Source organism: Pseudomonas sp. LFS074 (assembly GCF_047978165.1).
GTDB classification, from domain to species: domain Bacteria; phylum Pseudomonadota; class Gammaproteobacteria; order Pseudomonadales; family Pseudomonadaceae; genus Aquipseudomonas; species Aquipseudomonas putida_P.
Map to the genome: position 1 here is coordinate 1,115,581 of NZ_JBFPFV010000001.1, position 21,600 is coordinate 1,137,180.

The window sequence follows — 21,600 nt, forward strand, 5'->3', positions numbered from 1 at the left end:
GCAAACGCTCTGTTCAGCCTGCGAAGCTTGAAACTAGCCGCTTTTGCCGCTTTCGCAAATTTTTCACAAGAATTTTGAGTTTTATCAGTTTCTTTTCTAGTTGCCGTACTGCTGCTAATTTTGAGAGAAGGGCTGCATAGACAAAGCAGTTATTAGTGCTATAGGTTTAACCCGCGTCTACAGTATAAGTAACAACATTTATATGGCCCGCAAAGCGGTTACAAATGCATGACAGGGCTTGAAAAAAGGGAGGCTCATGAGCGAACCGGGACAGAAGCTGCGCCTGGGCGCGCTGATCGCGCTGGTGGTCGGCTCGATGATCGGTGGCGGGATCTTCTCGCTGCCGCAGAACATGGCCGCGCGCGCCGATGTGGGGGCTGTGTTGATCGGCTGGGGGATCACCGCGGTTGGCATGCTGGCCCTGGCCTTCGTGTTCCAGACCTTGGCCAACCGCAAGCCCGAGCTGGACTCAGGGGTGTACGCTTATGCCAAGGCCGGTTTCGGCGAGTACATGGGCTTTTCCTCGGCCTGGGGCTACTGGATCAGTGCCTGGCTGGGTAACGTTGGTTATTTCGTACTGCTGTTCAGCACCCTGGGCTTCTACTTTCCCGTTTTCGGTGAAGGCAACACGCCCATTGCCATCGGCTGCGCCTCGCTGTTGCTGTGGTCTGTGCATTTCCTGGTGCTGCGAGGCATCAAGGAAGCCGCGTTCATCAACCAGGTGACCACGGTAGCCAAGGTGGTGCCGCTGTTGATCTTTGTAGTGATCGCGGCATTCGCCTTCCGCGCCGATATCTTCACCCGGGATATCTGGGGCCTCAGCAACCCGCAGTTCGGCAGCGTGCTGGAGCAGGTGCGCAACATGATGCTGGTGACCGTGTTCGTATTCATCGGCATCGAGGGCGCCAGCGTGTATTCCGGGCGCGCCGAGCGTCGTTCTGACGTGGGTAAGGCCACGGTCATCGGCTTTCTCGGTGTACTGGCGCTGCTGGTGCTGGTCAACGTGTTGTCGCTGGGGGTGATGACCCAGCCGGAGTTGGCCGGGCTGCAGAACCCCTCGCTGGCCTCGGTGCTGGAGCATATTGTCGGCCCCTGGGGCGCCTTGCTGATCAGCCTTGGCTTGGCGGTCTCGCTGCTCGGCGCCTTGCTTTCGTGGGCGCTGCTGTGTGCCGAGATCCTGTTTGCCACGGCGCGGGACAAGACCATGCCGCGCTTTCTAGCCAAGGAAAACGCCAACCATGTGCCAGCCAACGCCCTTTGGCTGACCAACTGCATGATCCAGGGGTTCCTGCTGATTACGCTGTTCTCGGCCGGTACGTACACCAGCCTCATCTACCTGGCCTCGTCGATGATCCTGGTGCCCTACCTGTGGTCGGCGGCCTATGCCGTGCTGCTGGCGGTGCGCGCAGAAACCTATGCCGGGCAGCCGGGGTTGCGGCGCAAGGACTTGCTGGTGGCGCTGGTTGCCTTGCTGTATGCCGTGTGGCTGCTGTATGCGGGCGGGCTCAAGTACCTGTTGCTGTCGGCGCTGCTGTACGCCCCAGGTGTGATCCTGTTCGCCAGGGCCAAGCATGAGCAAGGCCAGACCCTGTTCACTAGCTGGGAAAAGCTGATTTTCGCCGCTGTGCTGGTGGGCGCTGCGCTGGCGGCCTACGCCTTGTATTCAGGGCTGCTGAGCTTGTGATGGGGCGGGGCAGGCGTGCTCCGGGCGCGACCAGATCCACAGGTTGCCCAGGGTCATGCCGGCGATAGCCAGGAACACTGGCCAGTGGTGTTCAAGGAAGGTCAGCATCAGCCCGGCGCACAGCAGCATGCTGAGGGTCGCGCTGACCTTGGCCCGGCGCTGGATCACCTTGCCGTTGCGCCAGTTGTACAGGATCGGCCCGAACAACCGGTGGTTCTCCAGCCAGGCCGAAAGGCGCGGTGAGCTGCGCGTGGCGGCCCAGGCGGCCAGCAGGATGAACTCGGTGGTCGGCAAGCCGGGAATCACGATGGCGACCAGGCCCACCCCGAGGCTCACGTAAGCCAGGATTCCATACAACAGGCGGGCGAGTTTCGAGCGGGCTGGTTGGGTCATGTTCTCACTGCATAAAACGGTTCGGCCACCGGAGGGGTGGCCGGCTACGGCGTATCAAACCAGCGCGGCATCCGCGGCATAGGCGTGCTTGAGCAGCTCGGTGAAACGCTCGAAAGCGGCAACCGCGCCGCGCTCGGCAGCGGCTTCCTCTTCGGCCGAGAGTTCCAGCCCATCAAGGATGCGGGTGAACTGCTTCCAGCCTTCGGCACGGCCACCGGCTGGCTCGCCCAAGTGGCGGGCACCGAAGCTGTCGGACAGTTCCAGGGCCACGGCACGCTTGATCAGAAACGCAGCGCCCAGTTTGGAGCCTTCGGAGACGAAGATCCAGCCCATTGCCTCGCCCAGGCTTGGGTTGCCCACGGCACCTGGCACGGCGGCCGGCACTTCGGTGTCGAGGTCAGCGAGGTCGAGACGGGCCTGGTCTGCGCGGCAGCGCTCGGCCAGGTCGGGGACGATGGCGATCAGTTGTGGGTCGTTGTACAGCGCCTGCAGCTCGGATTGGAACAGGTACTGGGCAACGACAAAACGGGCGAAGCTTTCGCGGCTGTCGAAGGGCGCGTGGGATTTGACCAGGGCATCCAGCTCGGCGTGCGGGGCGTGGGTGATCTGGTTCAGGCGCTGGGAGCGCAGGGCTGGGCGTTCGGTCATGGGGCAGTCCTTGGAAAAAGGGGCGTCTAGATACAAGACGAAACAGCGGGGGCGTGACAGTAAAAAAAGCCAGTATTTGTGTTGCCTGTACCGGCCTCTTCGCGGGTTTACCCGCGAAGAGGCCGGTACAGGCGTGAGGGATCAGATATCCCAAACCACATTGATACCGAAGTTGCGCCCTGGCATGGTCAAGCGGTCGATGTTGGCTGGCTGGGTCACAGCTGCCTCACCCTGGCCGTCGTAGCTGCGTACCGAATCCCACTGCCAGTATTTCTTGTCGGTGAGGTTGTACAGGCCGGCGTTGATGGTCACGTCGTCGGTAACCTTGTAGAAGCCGGTCAGGTCCAGCACGCCGTAGCCCGGGGTGCGGAACTTCGAGCTCGAACCGTCGGGGGAGTAGAAGCTGGAGTCGTCGACACGGGTCTTGCGCTTGACCAGTGTCCAGCTCAGCAGGCCGCCGTAGTTCTGCTGCTCGTAACCCAGGCCGAATACGCCCTTCAGCGGGTTGACGCTGTTCAGCGGTTCACCGGTGTCATCGTTACGACCATAGGTGTAGGCAATCGAGCCCTGGGTATAGAGGCCCTGCGGTGCGCCGAAGTGGTCCAGGTTCAGGCGGCCCTTGACCTCGGCACCCTTGATGGTGGCGTGCTTGATGTTGTTGGCCTGGAAGGTCTGTTCCAGGTTGGCGCTTTGCACGGCGTCTTCGTCGATGAAGTCGCGGTACTTGTTGTAGAACACCGCCACGTCGAAGTTACCCGCGTCGAAGTTGCCACGCAGGCCGGTTTCGTAGCTTTTGCTCTTTTCCGGTTCCAGGCCGGGGTTGCCTTCTACGCGGTAACCTTCCTCAAGGTTGACGAATTTTCCGTACATGGCCTTGGCGGTCGGGGTGCGGAAGCCTTCGGCGTACTGGCCATACCAGGTGTAGTTGTCGTTGAAGGCGTAGGTCACGCCGAGCTTGGGCGACACACGGTGCCACTTCTTGTCCGAGTCGTCCTGGGAGGTGGGTGCCGTGCCGGTGGACTCCAGGCCGCGCAGGAATTCGTCGGTGAACTTGGGTTCCATGCGCGTGTAGTCGTAGCGCGCACCGGGCATGAAGGTCCAGTTGTTCCAGCGGATTTCATCCTGCACGAACAGGCTGTAGGTGTTTACGGTCGGGTCCGGGAAGTCGCTGACCAGAACCTGGCCGTCTGCCGGGCGTTCGGCGCCAGCGGCGGAGCAACCGGAGCCCACGGTCAGGCAGGTGCCGGTGCCGCTGCGGGACCCGGTGATTTTCTCGTGCTTGATCGTGGTGCCATAGGTCAGCAGATGGTCGGTGGCGCCGATGCTGAAGGCCTTGTCCAGCTGGGCGTCGAACACCCACTGGCGGTCCTTGTAGGTGGTGTCGCGGGTACGCAGCACCTGGCGGCCAGGCGGTGCGTAGACTTCTTCGGTGTGCTGGTCGGTCTTGGCGATCTGGTAGTTCAGGCTCCACTTGACGTGGTCGGCGACCAGCGAATCCAGGCCGAACTCATGGTTGATGCCAAAGCGCTCGCGGGTGATGGTGTCGTTGCCATTGCGCGCCTTGTAGTAGCCCATGCCGCCAAAGCCCGGAATGAACGGCCCGCCCACCGCGCTGAGGATGTTCTGGTCGCGGTCATCCTTGTAGCGTTCGTAGGTGAAGCCCAGGCGCGCGTCATCGGCGTAGTTCCAGCCCAGCTTGGCCAGCACGTTGGTGGTGCGCACATCCATTGGATTGGCTTCGGTGCGCGACAGGCCGGCACCGCTGTGGCTGCCGTGGGTTTCAGTCTCGTGGCCGTTGCGCTGGCTCAGGTGCAGCAGGCCATCGAAATCACCCTCGCGGCCGGCGACGGTGGCGGAGGTCAGCCAGCTTTCGTCAGCCGAGCTGTAACCGGTTTTCAGGCGTGCACCCACGTCTTTGCCAGGCTTGATGATGTCGTCCGGGTCGAGGGTGAAGTAGCTGACCGCGCCGCCGATGGCGTTGCTGCCGTACAGCACCGAGGCCGGGCCGCGGAGGATTTCCACGCGCTTGACGATTTCTGGGTCGACGTAGTTGCGTTGGGTCTGGGCATAGGGGCCATAGAAGAAGCTGTCCGGGATCGACACGCCGTCAACCTGGGTGAGGATCCGCTCGCCGTCGATACCTCGGATGTTGTAGCCGTTCAGGCCGCTGCGTTGGCCGGTACCTGCCACCGACACACCCGGCTCGTAACGCACCAGGTCCTGGATGTTGTTGACGTTTTGCCGGTCCAGTTGCTCGCGGGTCTGCACGCTGACCGTGCTCGGCACCTGGCTGACGTCCTGGGCGCTGCGGGTGGCGCTGACGGTCACCTGCTGCAAAGCGATCACGTTACCGACGGTCTGGCGCTCAAGAACCACGTTGCCGTTGCTGATCTTGCGAAAGCTCAGGCCCGTTCCATGCAGCAGGCGCTTGAGTGCGGCATCTGGCGGCAGCGAACCCTGTACCCCAGGCGAGGCCACGCCGTCGGCCAGCTCGGCGCTGAAGCCGACCTGCCAGCCGGTGACCTGGCTGAAGGCGTTGATCGCCGACACCAGGGGCTGCTGGCCGATGCTGAAGCGATAGTCGCCCATGCGCGGGCTGCTGGCCTGGGCCGGCTCGGCGGCCAGCGCCGGGAGGCTGCAGGCACCGCTGGCAAGCAGGGCCAGGGTCAATAGGGACAGTTGCCCTGTACGGCGGGGAAGGGTGGACGAGCGGGTAGGACCAGTGGACATCGGAAGCGCTCCCAGACGCGCGGACTGTTATAGGTGATGACTGTTCTCGTTTTCAAACAAGAATCAGTTGCATTGGCTATAACGAGACGAGCGGGGTAGCACGACCGCGTAAAAATAATTTCAGGGTCAGTTCAGAATGACCAGCGCCGGGTACTCATGCAGCTGTGCCGAGGTGATGTGGGCCAGCGCGCGCAGGGTTTCCAGCGGCTGGTCGAGGCGGTAGTTTCCGGTGACGGCAACGTCTTCCAGCTGTGCATTGCGGTTGATGATCCAGCCTGGGTAGTAACGCCGCACTTCGGCCAGCACCTGGCTCAAAGGGCAGTTCTCGAACACCAGGCGGCCATCGATCCAGGCCAGGTCCTTTTGCATGTCGGGGCGCTGGCGCTGGCCAAAGCCTTGCGGGCCGACGCTGATGCTGTCGCCGGCACTCAGGCGGATACGCTGGTCACGTGCGCCTTGCAGGTCGACATCGCCGCGTTGCACCCGCACCTGGGCCTCGCCGTCGAGGTAGCGCACGGCAAAATCGGTGTCGCGCACCTGGGCGCGCACAGGCCCTGCCTGCACCTCCAGCGGCAACAGCGCGCCCTCCGGTACCTGGAAGTACGCCTCGCCTTGTAACAGGCGGGCGACCTGGCGGCCGTCCCGACGGTCGTTGGCAAAGGCCGAATTGGTGTTGAGCAGCACTTTTGCGCCGTCGTCCAGTTGCAGGCGCTGGCGCTCGCCCACCACGGTCAGGTGATCCGCCTGCAGGCGCATGGGCAGGTTACCGACGGTGAACAGCCCCACCAGCAGCACCGCGGCGGTGGCCAGGGGTTTCCAGTGGCTGCGCAGGCGCCCACGCCATGAGCGGCGTTGCTGCTGGTGCATCTGCGTGGCCGCCTGGTGCAACGGCGTACCGTTCCACAATGCCTCTGCCTCGACATAGGCCTCGGCGTTCTCCGGCGCGGCGCTCAGCCAGGCTTCAAAGGCCTGGGTGTCTGCGGCATCTGCGCATTGCAGGCGTACCAGCCAGTCCAGCGCCTCGTCCATGGCACGAGCACGGGCACTGGGCCCGGCAGGTGACGGGCGAGGGGCAGGGCTGTCGGTCACGGTGAATCCTTGAATGGTTTTTGCGAATGATCAAGGCTAAGGCGGGGTGTGGCAAGGGCTTTGCGTTGCCGTTCGCCTGCGCTCAGCTCACTTGAGGCGCTCGGCAACACCCATGCAGATCGCCATGATCAGTTTCAATTCCTTTTGTACCGTGCTGGGCGAAACACTCAGTTGTTCGGCAATTTCCAGGTAGGTGGCGCCATGCAGGCGGCTGAGGATGAAAATGCGTTGCTGGCGCTCGCTTAGCTGATTGAGGCTGATGCTCAGGTGCTTGAGCAACTGCTCGGCATGGGCGGCATCCTCGCTGCTGGTGGCGGGGGCGGCCACGCTGTGCAGCACTTCGTCGGGCACATCGTCGACCAGCATGCGCGCCTGCACCCGGCGTGCGCGCAGGTGGTCCAGCGCCAGGTTGCGCGCGGTCTGGAACACGAACGGCTCGATGTGCTCGATGGGCCGCTCGCCCAGGGCGCGGGATACCCGCAGGTAGGTTTCCTGCAGCAGGTCTTCGGCCGTGCTGGGGTTGCCGACCATGCGCTGCAGGGTACGCAGCAGGGTAAGGCGCTGGACGAGGAAGACGGAGTTGAACCGGGACTGACTCACGGGGAAACCTGGTCGACGAAAGGTTAATGATAATGCTTATCATCTGTGTCGTAGGTCAAGTGGTGAAATGTTAGGAAAAGGTAAAGATTGTGAGAGCTCCGTCGCTGCGCGGTCCCTTGTAGGAGCGGCCTTGTGTCGCGATGGGCTGCGCAGCAGCCCCGAAGTCTCGGCTCCAGCACCAATTGTCGGGGCCGCTTTGCGGCCCATCGCGACACAAGGCCGCTCCTACAGGGCGTGTGTCAAATCTTAGCGGGCGCTGCACAACGCCAAGCAGTTATCCAGCATCCGGTTGCTGAACCCCCACTCGTTGTCATACCAGGCCAGCACCTTGAGCATGCGCCCATTGGCCCGGGTATGGTTGGCATCGAAAATGGACGACAGCGGGTTGTGGTTGAAATCGCAGGAAACCAATGGCAAGGCGTTGTAGCCCAATACCTTGGAATGCTTGCTGGCTTCAAGGAACAGCTGGTTGACCTGCTCGGCGGTGGCCTCGCGCTTGAGGTTGACGGTGAGGTCCACCAGCGACACGTTGATGACCGGTACCCGCACCGCCATGCCGGTCAACTTGCCGGCCAGCTCTGGCAGCACCAGGCCGACGGCCTCGGCGGCGCCAGTCTTGCTCGGGATCATCGACTGGGTGGCCGAACGCGCGCGATATGGGTCGCTGTGGTACATGTCGGTCAGCACCTGGTCATTGGTGTAGGCGTGAATGGTGGTCATCAGGCCTTGTTCGATGCCGAACTCGCGGTGCAGCACCTGGGCGATCGGCGCCAGGCAGTTGGTGGTGCAGGAGGCATTGGAAATGACCTGGTGCGAGGCCCGCAGGATGTCGTGGTTGACCCCGTACACCACGGTGGCATCGGCACCCTTGGCGGGTGCCGAGACAATCACCTTGCCCGCCCCGGCGGCCAGGTGTGCAGCGGCCTTGGCGCGGTCGGTGAATAGCCCGGTGCACTCGAACACCACGTCGATCGCCTCGGCCTTCCAGGGCAGCTCGCCCGGGTTGCGGATGGCACTGACCGCGATACGGTCACCATTGACCGTCAGGCTCTCGTGGTCGGCCTCGACACTGGCGTCGAAGGTGCCGTGCACACTGTCGTACTTGAGCAGGTGGGCATTCATGGCGCTGTCGCCCAGGTCGTTGATGGCGACGACCTGCAGGTCCTGGCGGTAGCCTTGGGTATACAGTGCGCGCAGGACGTTGCGCCCGATGCGGCCGAATCCATTGATGGCGATGCGAAGGGTCATGGCAGTACCTCTGGCAGTCCGAGTGAAACCTGTGGCACAAAGGAGCTTCACTGAAACGGTTTTGTTGTTGGAATTACAAGATTATTCACTGGCCGATAGAAAACAAGCCTTTTTAGTGGCAGTATTTTGTTTAAACATACAACGAGTGGTTGGGCGACGTGCCTCCACCGATGCAGCGGGCTCCTCACCTTGAGCCTAGGCCGCAATCGTTTGGAGGGGAAATGCCCGGTAAACCGCCCTTACAATTAGCCTGGAGTCCAGTACATGCATCCGCGCATCCTTGAGGTCACCCAGCGGCTGGTCGAACGCAGCCGTGCCACCCGCGAACGTTACCTGCAGCTGATTCGCGGCGCGGCCAGTGAAGGCCCCATGCGTGCCAGCCTGCAGTGCGCCAACTTCGCCCACGGCGTGGCCGGTTGCGGCAGCGAAGACAAGCACACGCTGCGCCTGATGAACGCGGCCAACGTGGCTATCGTCTCGGCCTACAACGACATGTTGTCCGCCCACCAGCCGTACCTGCATTTCCCCGAGCAAATCAAGCAGGCCCTGCGTGAGGTCGGCTCGGTCGGCCAGTTCGCAGGTGGCGTGCCGGCCATGTGCGACGGTGTGACCCAAGGCGAGCCGGGCATGGAACTGGCCATCGCCAGCCGCGAAGTGATCGCCATGTCCACGGCTGTCGCGCTGTCGCACAACATGTTCGACGCCGCGCTGATGCTGGGCATATGCGACAAGATCGTTCCTGGCCTGATGATGGGCGCGCTGCGTTTCGGCCACTTGCCGACCATTTTCGTACCGGGTGGGCCAATGGTGTCCGGCATTTCCAACAAGCAGAAGGCCGACGTGCGCCAGCGCTATGCCGAAGGCAAGGCCAGCCGTGAGGAACTGCTGGAGTCGGAGATGAATTCCTACCACAGCCCAGGCACCTGCACCTTCTACGGCACCGCCAATACCAACCAACTAGTGATGGAGGTAATGGGCCTGCACCTGCCGGGCGCTTCGTTCGTCAACCCGTACACACCGCTGCGCGACGCACTCACCGCCGAGGCTGCGCAGCAGGTGACACGCATGACCAAGGCCAGTGGCAGCTTCATGCCGCTGGGTGAAATCGTCGACGAAAAAGCGTTGGTCAACTCCATCGTCGCCCTGCACGCTACCGGCGGCTCGACCAACCACACCCTGCACATTCCAGCGATTGCCCAGGCTGCGGGTATCCAGCTGACCTGGCAGGACATGGCCGACCTTTCCGAAGTGGTGCCGACCCTGTCGCACGTCTACCCCAACGGCAAGGCCGACATCAACCACTTCCAGGCGGCTGGTGGCATGGCCTTCCTGATCCGCGAGCTGCTCGACGCCGGGCTGCTGCACGAGGATGTCAATACCGTGGCCGGCCACGGCTTGCGTCGCTACACCCAGGAACCGTTCCTCGACAACGGCAAGCTGGTGTGGCGCGAAGGGCCGCAGCAGAGCCTGGACGAGAGCATCCTGCGCCCGGTGGCGCGGCCGTTCTCCGCCGAAGGCGGCCTGCGGGTGATGGAGGGCAACCTGGGCCGTGGCGTGATGAAAGTGTCCGCCGTCGCCGCCGAACATCAGGTGGTCGAGGCCCCGGCGCGGGTGTTCCAGGACCAGCAGTCGCTGGCCGATGCGTTCAAGGCCGGTGAGCTTGAGCGTGACTTTGTCGCCGTGGTGCGCTTCCAGGGGCCACGTTGCAACGGCATGCCAGAGCTGCACAAGCTAACGCCATTCCTCGGTGTGCTGCAGGACCGTGGCTACAAGGTAGCGCTGGTTACAGACGGGCGTATGTCGGGTGCCTCGGGCAAGATCCCGGCGGCTATCCACGTTTGCCCCGAGGCTTACGACGGCGGCCCGCTGGCGCGTGTGCGCGATGGTGATATCGTGCGGGTCGATGGTGTCGAAGGTACCTTGCGGGTCATGGTCTCGGCCGAAGAGTTGGCCAGCCGCGATCTGCCGCCGGCGCCCCAGGGCAATGACCTGGGTTGCGGGCGCGAGCTGTTCGGCTTCATGCGCATGGCGTTCAGCCCGGCAGAGCAGGGCGCGAGTGCGTTCACTTCGGCCCTGGAGAACCTCAAATGAAAGACCTGCTGGTTGGCGACATCGGCGGCACCAATGCCCGTTTTGCGTTGTGGCGTGACAACCAGCTACATGATGTGAAGGTTTTCGCCACTGCAGACTACACCAGCCCGGAGCAGGCCATCGAGGCTTACCTCGAAGGCCAGGGCATCGCCCGCGGTGGATTGGCGGCGGTATGCCTGGCGGTAGCTGGGCCGGTTGATGGCGATGAATTCCGCTTCACCAACAACCATTGGCGTCTGAGCCGCACCGCCTTCTGCAAGACCTTGCAGGTCGATCAGCTGTTGCTGATCAACGATTTCACTGCCATGGCGCTGGGCATGACTCGCCTGCGCGAAGAGGAGTTCCGCGAAGTGTGCCCCGGCCAGGCCGACCCTTCGCGGCCGGCGCTGGTGATCGGGCCAGGGACAGGCCTGGGTGTGGGCTCGCTGCTGCGCCTTGGTGAGCAGCACTGGCAAGCCCTGCCAGGTGAAGGCGGGCATGTTGACCTGCCGGTGGGCAATGCCCGCGAAGCGGCGATCCACCAACACATCCATGGGCAGATTGGCCATGTCAGCGCCGAGACCGTGCTTAGTGGGGGTGGCCTGGTGCGGTTGTACCAGGCGATCTGCGCACTGGACGGCGACACCCCCAGGCACAAGACCCCGGCGCAGGTCACCGATGCCGCACTGGGCGGCGAGCCTCGAGCGCTGGCGGTGGTCGAGCAGTTCTGCCGGTTTCTTGGGCGCGTGGCGGGTAACAATGTGCTGACGCTGGGCGCGCGAGGTGGGGTCTATATCGTCGGCGGCGTGATTCCGCGCTTCGCCGAGTTGTTCCTGCGTAGCGGGTTTGCCGCCAGTTTTGCCGACAAGGGTTGTATGAGTGGTTATTTTGCTGGCGTGCCGGTGTGGCTGGTGACGGCCGAGTTTTCCGGGTTGCTGGGAGCCGGGGTGGCCTTGCAGCAGGCTTTGGGTCATAGCTAGGCGTAAGGGGGCCGCTGCGCGGCCCATCGCGACGCAAGGCCGCTCCTACAGGGATCGCGCAGTGTGTAGGAGCGGCCTTGTGTCGCGATGGGCTGCAAAGCAGCCCCAGAAGGCAACACCCAACAGCAGGCAAAAGATCTGCAAACAACAAGAGGAAGGACCACCTTGAGCACTGCCGGCAAATCGATCCTGATGGTCGACGACGACCAGGAAATCCGCGAACTGCTGCAAACCTACCTGAGTCGCTCCGGCTTTCAGGTGCATGCCGAAGCCGACGGCAAAGGCTTTCGCCGTGCGCTGGAAAGCACGCCCTGCGACCTGGTCATCCTCGATGTCATGCTGCCCGACGAAGACGGCTTCAGCCTGTGCCGCTGGGTACGCCAGCACCCGCGCCAGGCGCGCGTGCCGATCATCATGCTCACCGCCAGCTCCGACGAGGCCGACCGGGTCATTGGCCTGGAACTGGGCGCCGACGACTACCTGGGCAAACCGTTCAGCCCCCGTGAACTGCAAGCGCGAATCAAGGCCCTGCTGCGTCGCGCCGAATTCGGCCAGGCGGCGCCGGGCAGTGCGGTGCTGGCCTTCGATGACTGGCGCCTGGACACGGTCAGCCACCGCCTGTTCCATCACGACGGTGAAGAGGTGATTCTTTCTGGCGCCGACTTTGCCCTGCTCAAGCTGTTTCTCGACCATCCGCAGCAGATTCTCGACCGCGACACCATCGGCAACGCCACCCGTGGTCGCGAGCCGATGCCGCTGGACCGCATCGTCGACATGGCGGTCAGCCGCTTGCGCCAGCGTCTGCGTGATACCGACAAGCCACCCCGGCTGATCCGCACGGTACGCGGCAGTGGCTACCTGTTGGCGGCGCATGTCTGCAGTGCGCCCTGAGCGGCGCTGGCGCCTGCTGCCGCGCTCATTGCTGGGGCGTATGCTGCTGCTGACCTTGTTGGTTGTGCTGCTGGCCCAGGGCCTGTCGAGCATCATCTGGGTTGCCCAACTGCGGGCCAGCCAGTTGCAGGGCCTGCGCGCCAGTGCCAGCAGCCTGGCCCACTCGATGAGCGCCAGTGTCAGTTACTTCCGCTCGCTGCCGGTGGCCTATCGGCCGATGGTGCTCGACCAGTTGCGCAGCATGGGTGGCACGCGCTTTTTCGTGTCGCTCAACGCCAAGCCGCTGGACATGCCGGTATTGCCCATTACCCCACGTAAGCAGGCGGTGATCGATGTGTTCCAGCAGGTGCTGCACGAGCGCCTAGGGTCGCAGATGGACATTTCCGTGGAGTTCGTCGCCCCCGACGACCTGCGTATCTTCAACAGCGGCCTTAAGCTAGACGAGCTGCCACGTTCTTGGGCGCATTACTCGTTGACCCTGGAGCCGCTCAACCCGCCGGTGCTGGTGACGCAGATTCGCCTGGGCGAGGGTGAGTGGCTGTACATCGCTTCGCTGCTGCCTGAACCCTATACCAGCCTGGAGGCCGAGCGCCTGCCACGGCAGCAGATCGGTTTCATCGTACTCACCACGGCCTTGCTGTTGTTGTTCATCGGCCTGCTGGTGCACTGGCAGAGCTGGCCGCTCAAGCGCCTGGCGCGGGCCGCACGGGAGATGTCGCTGGGCGCCGATGTGGCGCCGGTGGCGGAAGGCGGGGGTAGCGAAGTGGTCGAGGTTAGCCGGGCATTCAACAGCATGCGTGAGCGCATCAGCCGCTACCTGACCGAACGCAGCCAGCTGTTCAGCGCCATCTCCCATGACTTGCGCACGCCGATCACCCGCCTGCGCCTGCGTGTCGAACTGCTGGAGGACGAGCGCCTGCAGGCCAAGTTCAGCCAGGACCTGGACGAACTGGAGCTGCTGGTCAAAGGCGCCTTGCAGTGCGTTAAGGACACCGATATCCACGAGAACATAGAGCCGGTCGACCTCAATCAGGTGCTGGAGATTCTGGCAGAGCCGTATCTGCGTGATGGCCGTATCACGGTCGACGGCCGGGCGCTGGCGCCTTACCCAGGCAAGCCGCTGGCGTTGCGACGCTGCATCGGCAACCTGATCGACAACGCCATCAAGTATGGCGAGCGGGCGCGGCTGCGCATCATCGACAGTGCCGAGGGCTTTGTGCTGCAGGTGGACGACCAGGGGCCGGGCGTACCGCAGCAGCAGCTGGAGCAGGTGTTCGAGCCGCATTTCCGGCTGGCAGGGCAGCAGCAGGGCTATGGGCTGGGGTTGGGGATTGCACGCAATATCGCCCACAGCCATGGGGGCGAGGTGAGTTTGCTGAATCTGCGAGAGGGTGGGTTGCGGGTGACGTTGTACCTGCCACGGGGCGTGGAGTGAAACGCTGCGTTACCTGTACCGGCAATGTAACCAAACGATGACATTCATGCATCGCTTCGTTACCCGGCGCGGCGGGCGTGCTGTTTAGACTCCATGCAACGCAAGCGATCGACTTGCACGGCATAACAACAAGAAAGGTGTTTCGATGAATTCCACGCTCCGTCTCGCTGCCGCAATCTCCCTGGCTTCCTTACTCCCGCTCAGTGCCCAGGCTGCCGAACCCAAAGGCAGTGTCGAGGTGGTGCACTGGTGGACCTCCGGTGGTGAAAAGGCGGCCGTCGATGTGCTCAAGGCCCAGGTCGAGAAAGACGGCTTCACGTGGAAGGATGGCGCTGTCGCCGGCGGTGGCGGCGCCACGGCCATGACCGTGCTCAAGAGCCGCGCCGTAGCGGGCAACCCGCCGGGTGTCGCACAAATCAAAGGGCCAGATATCCAGGACTGGGCGGCCACCGGTTTGCTCGACGGCGAAGTGCTCAAGGATGTGGCCAAGCAAGAGCAGTGGGACACCTTGCTCGACAAGAAGGTCGCTGACAACGTGAAGTATGACGGTGACTATGTTGCCGTACCGGTAAACATCCACCGTACCAACTGGCTCTGGATCAACCCAGAAGTCTTCAAGAAGGCCGGCATCGACAAGGCGCCGGCCACGCTCGATGAATTCTATGCCGCTGCCGACAAGCTCAAGGCCGCTGGCTTCATCCCGCTCGCCCATGGCGGCCAACCGTGGCAGGACAGCACCGTGTTTGAAAGCGTGGTGCTCTCGGTGATGGGCGCGCAGGGTTACAAAAAGGCCATGGTCGACCTCGACAATGCGGCCCTGACCGGCCCGGACATGGTCAAGGCGCTGGCCGAGCTGAAAAAGGTCGCCAACTACATGGACCCGGATGGCAAAGGCCAGGACTGGAACCTGGAGGCGGCCAAGGTCATCAACGGCAAGGCCGGCATGCAGATCATGGGCGACTGGGCCAAGAGCGAATGGACCTTGGCGAAGAAGACCGCCGGCAAGGACTACCAGTGCGTGCCGTTCCCGGGTACCGACAAGGCCTTCCTCTACAACATCGATTCGCTGGTGGTGTTCAAGCAGAACAACGCAGGCACTTCTGCCGGCCAGCAGGACATTGCCCGCAAGGTGATGGGTGAGGACTTCCAGAAAGTCTTCAGCACCAACAAAGGGTCGATCCCGGTGCGCAACGACATGCTGGCCGACATGGCCAAGTATGGCTTCGATGCTTGCGCGCAGCGCTCTGCCAGTGACTTCCTGGCCGATGCCAAGAATGGCGGCCTGCAGCCGAGCATGGCGCACAACATGGCCACCACGCTGGCCGTGCAGGGTGCGTTCTTCGATGTAGTGACCAACTACATCAACGATCCCAAGGCCGATCCGGCCGATGCGGCGAAGAAGCTGGCGGCGGCGATCAAGGCTGCCCGGTAACGCGACGCCATCTCCCTTTGTAGGAGCGGCCTTGCGTCGCGATAGGGCTGCACAGCAGCCCCAAAACTGCGCACTCGATCTTCCAGGTAGGTGTTGGCCGTGAGTCTTTTGGGGCTGCTGCGCAGCCCTATCGCGACGCAAGGCCGCTCCTACAGGGAGTGCGGCGCCTTTGAGGTGAACCATGACAACAACTACCGCCCAACTGCGGGCCTCGCCCCTGGACGCGCTTCAGCGCTGGCTGCCCAAGCTGGTGCTGGCGCCCAGCATGTTCATCGTCCTGGTGGGCTTCTACGGCTACATCCTCTGGACGTTCGTGCTGTCCTTCACCACCTCGACCTTCCTGCCCACCTACAAATGGGCAGGCCTTGCGCAATACGCCCGGCTGTTCGACAACGACCGCTGGTGGGTGGCAAGCAAGAACCTGCTGGTGTTTGGCGGCCTGTTCATTGCCATCAGCTTGGTTATCGGCGTGCTGCTGGCGGTGCTGCTGGACCAGCGCATACGCCGCGAGGGTTTTATCCGCACCCTTTACCTGTACCCCATGGCACTGTCCATGATCGTGACTGGCACCGCCTGGAAGTGGTTGCTCAACCCCGGCATGGGCCTGGACAAGCTACTGCGCGACTGGGGCTGGGAGGGCTTTCGCCTGGACTGGCTGATCGACCCTGACCGGGTGGTGTACTGCCTGGTGATTGCGGCCGTGTGGCAGGCCTCGGGCTTCATAATGGCGATGTTCCTTGCCGGCCTGCGCGGGGTCGACCCGTCGATCATCCGCGCAGCGCAAATGGATGGCGCCAGCCTGCCGCGCATCTACTGGACCGTGGTGCTGCCTAGCCTGCGCCCGGTGTTTTTCAGTGCACTGATGATCCTTTCGCACATTGCCATCAAGAGTTTCGACTTGGTGGCGGCAATGACGGCCGGTGGCCCGGGTTACTCGTCCGACCTGCCGGCGATGTTCATGTACTCGTTCACCTTCAGCCGCGGCCAGATGGGCATGGGGTCGGCCAGCGCCATCCTGATGCTCGGGGCGATCCTGGCGATCCTCGTGCCTTACCTGTATTCGGAGCTGCGGAGCAAACGCCATGCATAGCCCTGTCGACAAACCAGCGCTCAGCCTGAGCCGCATTGCCATACACGCGGTGTTGCTGATCGCTGTGGTGCTGTACCTGGTGCCGCTGGTGGTGATGCTGCTGACCAGCTTCAAGACCCCCGAAGACATCAGTACCGGCAACCTGCTGAGTTGGCCCGCGGTGATTACCGGCATTGGCTGGGTCAAGGCCTGGGGCACGGTCAGCGGTTACTTCTGGAATTCGATCATGATCACCGTGCCAGCGGTGCTGATCTCCACCATCATCGGTGCGCTGAACGGCTATGTGCTGTCGATGTGGCGTTTTCGTGGCTCGCAGCTGTTTTTCGGCCTGCTGCTGTTCGGCTGCTTCCTGCCGTTCCAGACCGTGCTGCTGCCCGCCTCGTTCACCCTCGGCAAGCTCGGCCTGGCCAGCACCACCAGCGGCCTGGTGTTGGTGCACGTGGTCTACGGCCTGGCCTTCACCACGCTGTTCTTTCGCAACTTCTACGTGAGCATTCCCGATGCGCTGGTCAAGGCCGCGCGCTTGGACGGTGCTGGGTTCTTCACCATCTTCCGCCGCATCATCCTGCCCATGTCGACGCCGATCATCATGGTTTGCTTGATCTGGCAGTTCACCCAGATCTGGAACGACTTCCTGTTCGGCGTGGTGTTCTCCAGTGGCGACTCGCAACCGATCACCGTGGCCCTGAACAACCTGGTCAACACCAGCACCGGGGCCAAGGAATACAACGTGGACATGGCGGCAGCGATGATCGCCGGCCTGCCAACCCTGCTGGTCTACGTGGTGGCAGGCAAATATTTCGTGCGCGGGCTGACAGCCGGCGCGGTCAAGGGGTAAGCCATGGCAACGCTCGAACTTCGCAATGTGAACAAGACTTACGGCAGCGGCCTGCCGGACACCCTCAAGGACATCCAGCTGTCGATCAGGGACGGCGAATTCCTGATCCTGGTCGGCCCTTCGGGCTGCGGCAAGTCCACCTTGATGAACTGCATCGCCGGCCTTGAGCAGATCACCGGTGGCGCGATCCTCATCGACGAGCAGGACGTCAGTGGCATGAGCCCCAAGGACCGCGACATCGCCATGGTGTTCCAGTCCTATGCGCTGTACCCGACCATGAGCGTGCGCGAGAACATCGAGTTTGGTCTGAAAATCCGCAAGCTGCCCCAGGCCGCCATCGACGAGGAAGTGGCGCGGGTGGCCAAGCTGCTGCAGATCGAGCACCTGCTGGCGCGCAAGCCGGCGCAGTTGTCCGGTGGCCAGCAACAGCGTGTGGCCATGGGGCGGGCGCTGGCGCGGCGGCCGAAGATCTACCTGTTCGATGAACCTTTGTCCAACCTCGACGCCAAGCTGCGGGTCGAGATGCGCACCGAAATGAAGCTGATGCACCAGCGCCTGAAGACCACGACCGTCTACGTCACCCATGACCAGATCGAGGCCATGACCCTGGGCGACAAGGTGGCGGTGATGAAGGACGGCATCATCCAGCAGTTCGGTACCCCGCAGCAGATCTACAACGACCCGGCCAACCAGTTCGTCGCCAGCTTCATTGGTTCGCCGCCAATGAACTTCATACCGGTGCGCCTGGCCAAGCAGGATGGCCGCGTGCTGGCGCTGCTCGACAGTGGCCAGGCACGTTGCGAGCTGCCGTTGGGGTTGGCTGCCGACGAGCTGGACGGTCGCGAGATCATTCTGGGTATCCGCCCTGAGCAGATCGCCCTGGGCACCGCAGAGGGCAATGGCCTGCCGGGCATTCGCGCCGAGGTGCAGGTTACCGAGCCCACCGGGCCGGACCTGCTGGTGTTCGTCACCCTCAACCAGACCAAGGTGTGCTGCCGCCTGGCGCCGGATGTGGCGTGCCGGGTGGGTGACACCCTGAACCTGCAATTCGACCCGGCTCGGGTGCTGCTGTTCGACGCCGAAAGCGGCGAACGCGTGCACCTGGCCAGCACTGGGGCAACCGCAAAGGACAACGTGGCTCACTTCAAAGGCCGTTGAATCGTCTACACCATCAATAAGAAAAAAGAGGACGCAAAGGGATGGAACAGCGCAAACGCATCAGCACATTGGGCTCGCTGGCCTTGCTCGCCGTTGTCGGCAGCGGCGGCGTGCAGGCTGCCGAGGCTTTTTCCAGTGAGTCGAAATGGATGACTGGCGACTGGGGCGGCACCCGTACCGAGCTGCTGGAAAAGGGCTACGACTTCACCCTCGACTATGTCGGCGAGGTAGCCGGCAACCTGCACGGCGGCTACAACGACGACAAGACCGCCCGCTACAGCGACCAGTTCGCCCTCGGCGCGCACCTGGACTTGCAGAAAATACTTGGCTGGCACGATGCCGAGTTCAAGCTGGCGATCACCGAGCGCAGCGGCCGCAACCTGTCCAATGACCGCATCAGCGACCCACGCGCTGGGCAGTTCAGCTCGGTGCAGGAGGTGTGGGGCCGTGGTCAGACTTGGCGCTTGACGCAGATGTGGGTCAAGCAGAAGTACTTCGACGGCGCACTGGACGTCAAATTCGGCCGCTTCGGCGAGGGCGAGGACTTCAACAGCTTCCCTTGCGATTTCCAGAACCTGGCCTTCTGTGGCTCGCAGGTGGGCAACTGGGTCGGCGGCATCTGGTACAACTGGCCGGTCAGCCAGTGGGCGCTGCGGGTGAAATACAACATCACCCCGGAATTCTTCGTGCAGGTCGGCGCTTTCGAGCAGAACCCTTCCAACCTGGAAACCGGCAACGGCTTCAAGCTCAGCGGCAGTGGTACCAAGGGGGCGATCTTGCCGGTGGAAGCGGTGTGGTCACCCAAGGTCAACGGCCTGCCTGGTGAGTACCGCCTGGGCTACTACTACAGCACGGCCAAGGCCGACGATGTGTTTGACGACGTCAACGGCAACCCGCAGGCGCTCAGCGGCGAGGCCTTCAAGTCGCATTCCAGCAAGCACGGCTGGTGGGTGGTGGCGCAGCAGCAAGTCACCGCTCACGGTGGCGACGTCAACCGTGGCCTGAGCCTGTTCGCCAACTTCACCGTGCACGACAAGGCCACCAACGTGGTCGACAACTACCAGCAGGTGGGGCTGGTCTACAAAGGCGCCTTCGACGCCCGGCCCAAGGATGACATCGGCTTTGGCGTGGCGCGTATTCATGTAAATGACGACGTGAAAAAGCGCGCTGAACTGCTGAACGCCCAGAGTGGCATCAACGATTACGACAACCCAGGCTTCGTGCCGCTGCAACGCACCGAGTACAACGCCGAGCTCTATTACGGCTTCCACGTCACCAACTGGCTCACCGTGCGGCCCAACCTGCAGTACATCAAAAGCCCCGGCGGGGTAGACCAGGTGGACAACGCGCTGGTCGCAGGTTTGAAGATTCAGTCGTCATTCTGAGGGCATTTGTTGTAAATTTACGCCAATCCATTTTCGGTTCCCGGCACCCACTGGCCTGCAGTGGTTGTCGGGAATAGGCCGAGACAGCGCTATCTCAAACAACAAGAGCTCTGAACCATGCCCGAACATCCGCTCCATCGCTTCTTTTCCTCGCAGCGGCCAAGGCCGACATTCGAGTGGGAGCGTTACCAGCAGCGCGATGTGCTGATCATCGATCATCCCCGTTGCCAGGCGGTATTCAGCCGCCAGGGTGCGCAGTTGCTGCACTTTCAACCGGCCGGTGAGCGGCCGTGGCTGTGGTGCGCCGAGCAGTGGCCGCAGGTAGGGGCGATTCGGGGTGGGGTGCCGGTGTGCTGGCCGTGGTATGGCCGCCACCCCAGCGAAGACCTGTGGCCGGCCCACGGTTGGGCACGCCTGCTGGATTGGAAGCTGGTGGACAGCCGCGAGGACGAGGATGGCGTGAGCCTGAAATGGCGGCTGGACCTGTGCGACTGGCAGGTCGACCTGCATGCTCGCCTGGGCAGCCGCATGGAACTGAGCCTGAGCACCGAGCATCAAGACAGCGAACCGTGCCAGTTGAGCCATGCGCTGCTGGCCTATTGGCGCATCAGTGACGTGTCCGAGATAGCGCTGTCTGGGCTAGAGGATATCGAAGGCTACGACCGCCTCAACCGCCAGGCCTGCCGTGAGGAGGGTGCGCTGAAGCTCAAGGGCGGCTGCCAGAAGGTCTACCCGAGCACGCCTCGGGTGCAGCTGCAGGACCCGGCGTGGCAGCGCGAGCTGTGCATCGACACGGGTGACAGCGACGACACCGTGGTCTGGCACCCCGGCAACCGCCCGCTGATGGGCGTGAGTGGGCGCGAGAGCCAGCGTTTCGTTTGTGTCGAGGCCGCCAGCGGCAGCGGCGAGGGCCTGAGCCTGGCGCCGGGCCAGCGTGCGCACTTGCGCTTGCAGGCGCACCGGCTCAGTTGAGTTCGTCGTCCTCGATCGGGTAGCGGCTGGCGTTGAGGCTTTCCTTGATCTTGCGCAGGTGCGGCTGGAAGTCCACGCCGCGGCGCAGGGTCATGCCGGTGGCCAGCACATCGAGCACGGTCAGCTGGATGATCCGCGAGGTCATCGGCATGTAGATGTCGGTGTCTTCCGGCAGTGGGATGTGCAGGCTCAGGCTGCAGGCATTGGCCAGTGGCGAGCCTGCGGCGGTCAGGCCCAGCACCGAGGCGCCGTTTTCGCGTGCCAGGCGCGCCACTTCGACCAGTTCGCGGGTGCGCCCGGTGTAGGAAATGATCACGAACAGGTCGCCGGTGTGCGCCACCGAGGCCAGCATGCGCTGCATCAGCACGTCGGCATGGGCTGACACCGCCAGGTTGAAGCGGAAGAACTTGTGCTGCGCATCCAGGGCCACCGGGGCCGAGGCGCCTAGGCCGAAGAAGTGGATCTGTCGGGCCTGGATCATCATGTCCACCGCACGGCTGACCTGCTGCGGGTCCAGTTGCTGGCAAGCGCCGTCGAGCGAGGCGATGGCACTGGCGAAGATCTTCTGGGTGTAGGCTGCCGGGTCATCGTCGGCTTCTACCGCGCGGCTGACATAGGCGGCGCCGCTGGCCAGGCTCTGCGCCAGTTGCAGCTTGAGTTCCGGGTAGCCGCTGACGCCAAACGAGCGGCAGAAGCGGTTGACGGTCGGTTCGCTGACCTTGGCCGCCTGGGCCAGAGCAGCGATGCTGAAACGAGTGGCTTGTTGCGGGTTGAGCAAGATGACTTCGGCGACTTTGCGTTCGGCCTTGTTCAGCTCGTCGAGGCGTCCCTGGATCTGTTCCAGGAGGTTTCGCACGCGGTCCATGGGTGTGTCCTTGGGTCGGGAAGACAGCCGGCTGCGCAAGCAGCAGGCTTTTTGCACGGTCGTCTATCGTACTGTCGGTGCGGTTGGCGTAC

General features: G+C 63.1%; 18 protein-coding genes. 11 read left to right on the forward strand and 7 right to left on the reverse strand.

Annotated elements, in window-relative coordinates:
* Nucleotides 1-256 precede the first annotated feature (256 nt).
* A complete protein-coding gene (arcD, locus tag ACNQP3_RS05130; protein WP_012270696.1) occupies nt 257-1,684 on the forward strand; it encodes an arginine-ornithine antiporter in 1,428 nt (475 codons plus the stop codon).
* On the opposite strand, the gene ACNQP3_RS05135 is transcribed toward arcD, so the two are convergent.
* The 6 genes from ACNQP3_RS05135 to gap form a co-directional block, all read right to left on the reverse strand.
* Nucleotides 1,664-2,077 (reverse strand): YbaN family protein, encoded by a 414-nt coding sequence (locus ACNQP3_RS05135; protein ID WP_012270697.1) that lies wholly within the window; start codon nt 2,075-2,077, stop codon nt 1,664-1,666. The two genes, arcD and ACNQP3_RS05135, sit on opposite strands and share 21 nt — an antisense overlap.
* A gap of 54 nt (nt 2,078-2,131) precedes the next feature.
* Nucleotides 2,132-2,725 carry a biliverdin-producing heme oxygenase gene (locus ACNQP3_RS05140; RefSeq protein WP_264316854.1) on the reverse strand — a complete coding sequence of 198 codons (594 nt, stop codon included), beginning with the start codon at nt 2,723-2,725 and terminating at the stop codon, nt 2,132-2,134.
* A gap of 141 nt (nt 2,726-2,866) precedes the next feature.
* The gene (locus tag ACNQP3_RS05145) at nt 2,867-5,455 is read right to left on the reverse strand and encodes a TonB-dependent receptor (protein WP_012270699.1); all 2,589 of its coding nucleotides are present in this window, start codon (nt 5,453-5,455) and stop codon (nt 2,867-2,869) included.
* Nucleotides 5,456-5,581: 126 nt separating this feature from the next.
* Nucleotides 5,582-6,544 carry a FecR family protein gene (locus ACNQP3_RS05150; RefSeq protein ID WP_012270700.1) on the reverse strand — a complete coding sequence of 321 codons (963 nt, stop codon included), beginning with the start codon at nt 6,542-6,544 and terminating at the stop codon, nt 5,582-5,584.
* 87 nt (nt 6,545-6,631) lie between these two features.
* Nucleotides 6,632-7,144, reverse strand: coding sequence for an RNA polymerase sigma factor (locus ACNQP3_RS05155; RefSeq protein WP_012270701.1), 513 nt, complete (start codon nt 7,142-7,144; stop codon nt 6,632-6,634).
* A gap of 246 nt (nt 7,145-7,390) precedes the next feature.
* Nucleotides 7,391-8,392 (reverse strand): type I glyceraldehyde-3-phosphate dehydrogenase, encoded by a 1,002-nt coding sequence (gene gap / locus ACNQP3_RS05160; protein ID WP_264316855.1) that lies wholly within the window; start codon nt 8,390-8,392, stop codon nt 7,391-7,393.
* A 264-nt stretch (nt 8,393-8,656) separates the two neighbouring features.
* Here gap and edd point away from each other — a divergent pair, with 264 nt between their 5' ends.
* The 10 genes from edd (at nt 8,657) to ACNQP3_RS05210 (ending at nt 20,643) form a co-directional block, all read left to right on the forward strand.
* Nucleotides 8,657-10,483 carry a phosphogluconate dehydratase gene (gene edd / locus ACNQP3_RS05165; RefSeq protein ID WP_012270703.1) on the forward strand — a complete coding sequence of 609 codons (1,827 nt, stop codon included), beginning with the start codon at nt 8,657-8,659 and terminating at the stop codon, nt 10,481-10,483.
* Nucleotides 10,480-11,442 (forward strand): glucokinase, encoded by a 963-nt coding sequence (locus ACNQP3_RS05170; protein ID WP_264316856.1) that lies wholly within the window; start codon nt 10,480-10,482, stop codon nt 11,440-11,442. The genes edd and ACNQP3_RS05170 overlap by 4 nt, the downstream gene beginning before the upstream one ends.
* A 165-nt stretch (nt 11,443-11,607) precedes the next feature.
* Entirely contained in the window at nt 11,608-12,333 is a 726-nt protein-coding gene (gene gltR / locus ACNQP3_RS05175) for a two-component system response regulator GltR (protein WP_012270705.1), read from the forward strand.
* Entirely contained in the window at nt 12,314-13,768 is a 1,455-nt protein-coding gene (locus ACNQP3_RS05180) for an ATP-binding protein (protein WP_060493424.1), read from the forward strand. Before gltR ends, ACNQP3_RS05180 begins: the two co-directional genes overlap by 20 nt.
* A 145-nt stretch (nt 13,769-13,913) precedes the next feature.
* On the forward strand, nt 13,914-15,200 hold the full coding sequence (locus ACNQP3_RS05185; RefSeq protein WP_012270707.1) for an ABC transporter substrate-binding protein: 1,287 nt from the start codon (nt 13,914-13,916) through the stop codon (nt 15,198-15,200).
* A gap of 181 nt (nt 15,201-15,381) precedes the next feature.
* Nucleotides 15,382-16,290, forward strand: coding sequence for a carbohydrate ABC transporter permease (locus ACNQP3_RS05190; RefSeq protein ID WP_012270708.1), 909 nt, complete (start codon nt 15,382-15,384; stop codon nt 16,288-16,290).
* The gene (locus ACNQP3_RS05195; RefSeq protein ID WP_012270709.1) at nt 16,283-17,128 is read left to right on the forward strand and encodes a carbohydrate ABC transporter permease; all 846 of its coding nucleotides are present in this window, start codon (nt 16,283-16,285) and stop codon (nt 17,126-17,128) included. Before ACNQP3_RS05190 ends, ACNQP3_RS05195 begins: the two co-directional genes overlap by 8 nt.
* Nucleotides 17,129-17,131: 3 nt before the next feature.
* Nucleotides 17,132-18,286, forward strand: coding sequence for an ABC transporter ATP-binding protein (locus tag ACNQP3_RS05200; protein WP_060515672.1), 1,155 nt, complete (start codon nt 17,132-17,134; stop codon nt 18,284-18,286).
* Between the two features lie 41 nt (nt 18,287-18,327).
* On the forward strand, nt 18,328-19,671 hold the full coding sequence (locus ACNQP3_RS05205) for a carbohydrate porin (protein WP_012270711.1): 1,344 nt from the start codon (nt 18,328-18,330) through the stop codon (nt 19,669-19,671).
* Between the two features lie 117 nt (nt 19,672-19,788).
* Nucleotides 19,789-20,643, forward strand: coding sequence for a D-hexose-6-phosphate mutarotase (locus ACNQP3_RS05210; protein WP_264316857.1), 855 nt, complete (start codon nt 19,789-19,791; stop codon nt 20,641-20,643).
* Here the strand turns inward: ACNQP3_RS05210 and hexR are convergent.
* The gene (gene hexR / locus ACNQP3_RS05215) at nt 20,636-21,499 is read right to left on the reverse strand and encodes a DNA-binding transcriptional regulator HexR (RefSeq protein ID WP_169725179.1); all 864 of its coding nucleotides are present in this window, start codon (nt 21,497-21,499) and stop codon (nt 20,636-20,638) included. The genes ACNQP3_RS05210 and hexR overlap by 8 nt on opposite strands.
* Nucleotides 21,500-21,600 lie beyond the last annotated feature (101 nt).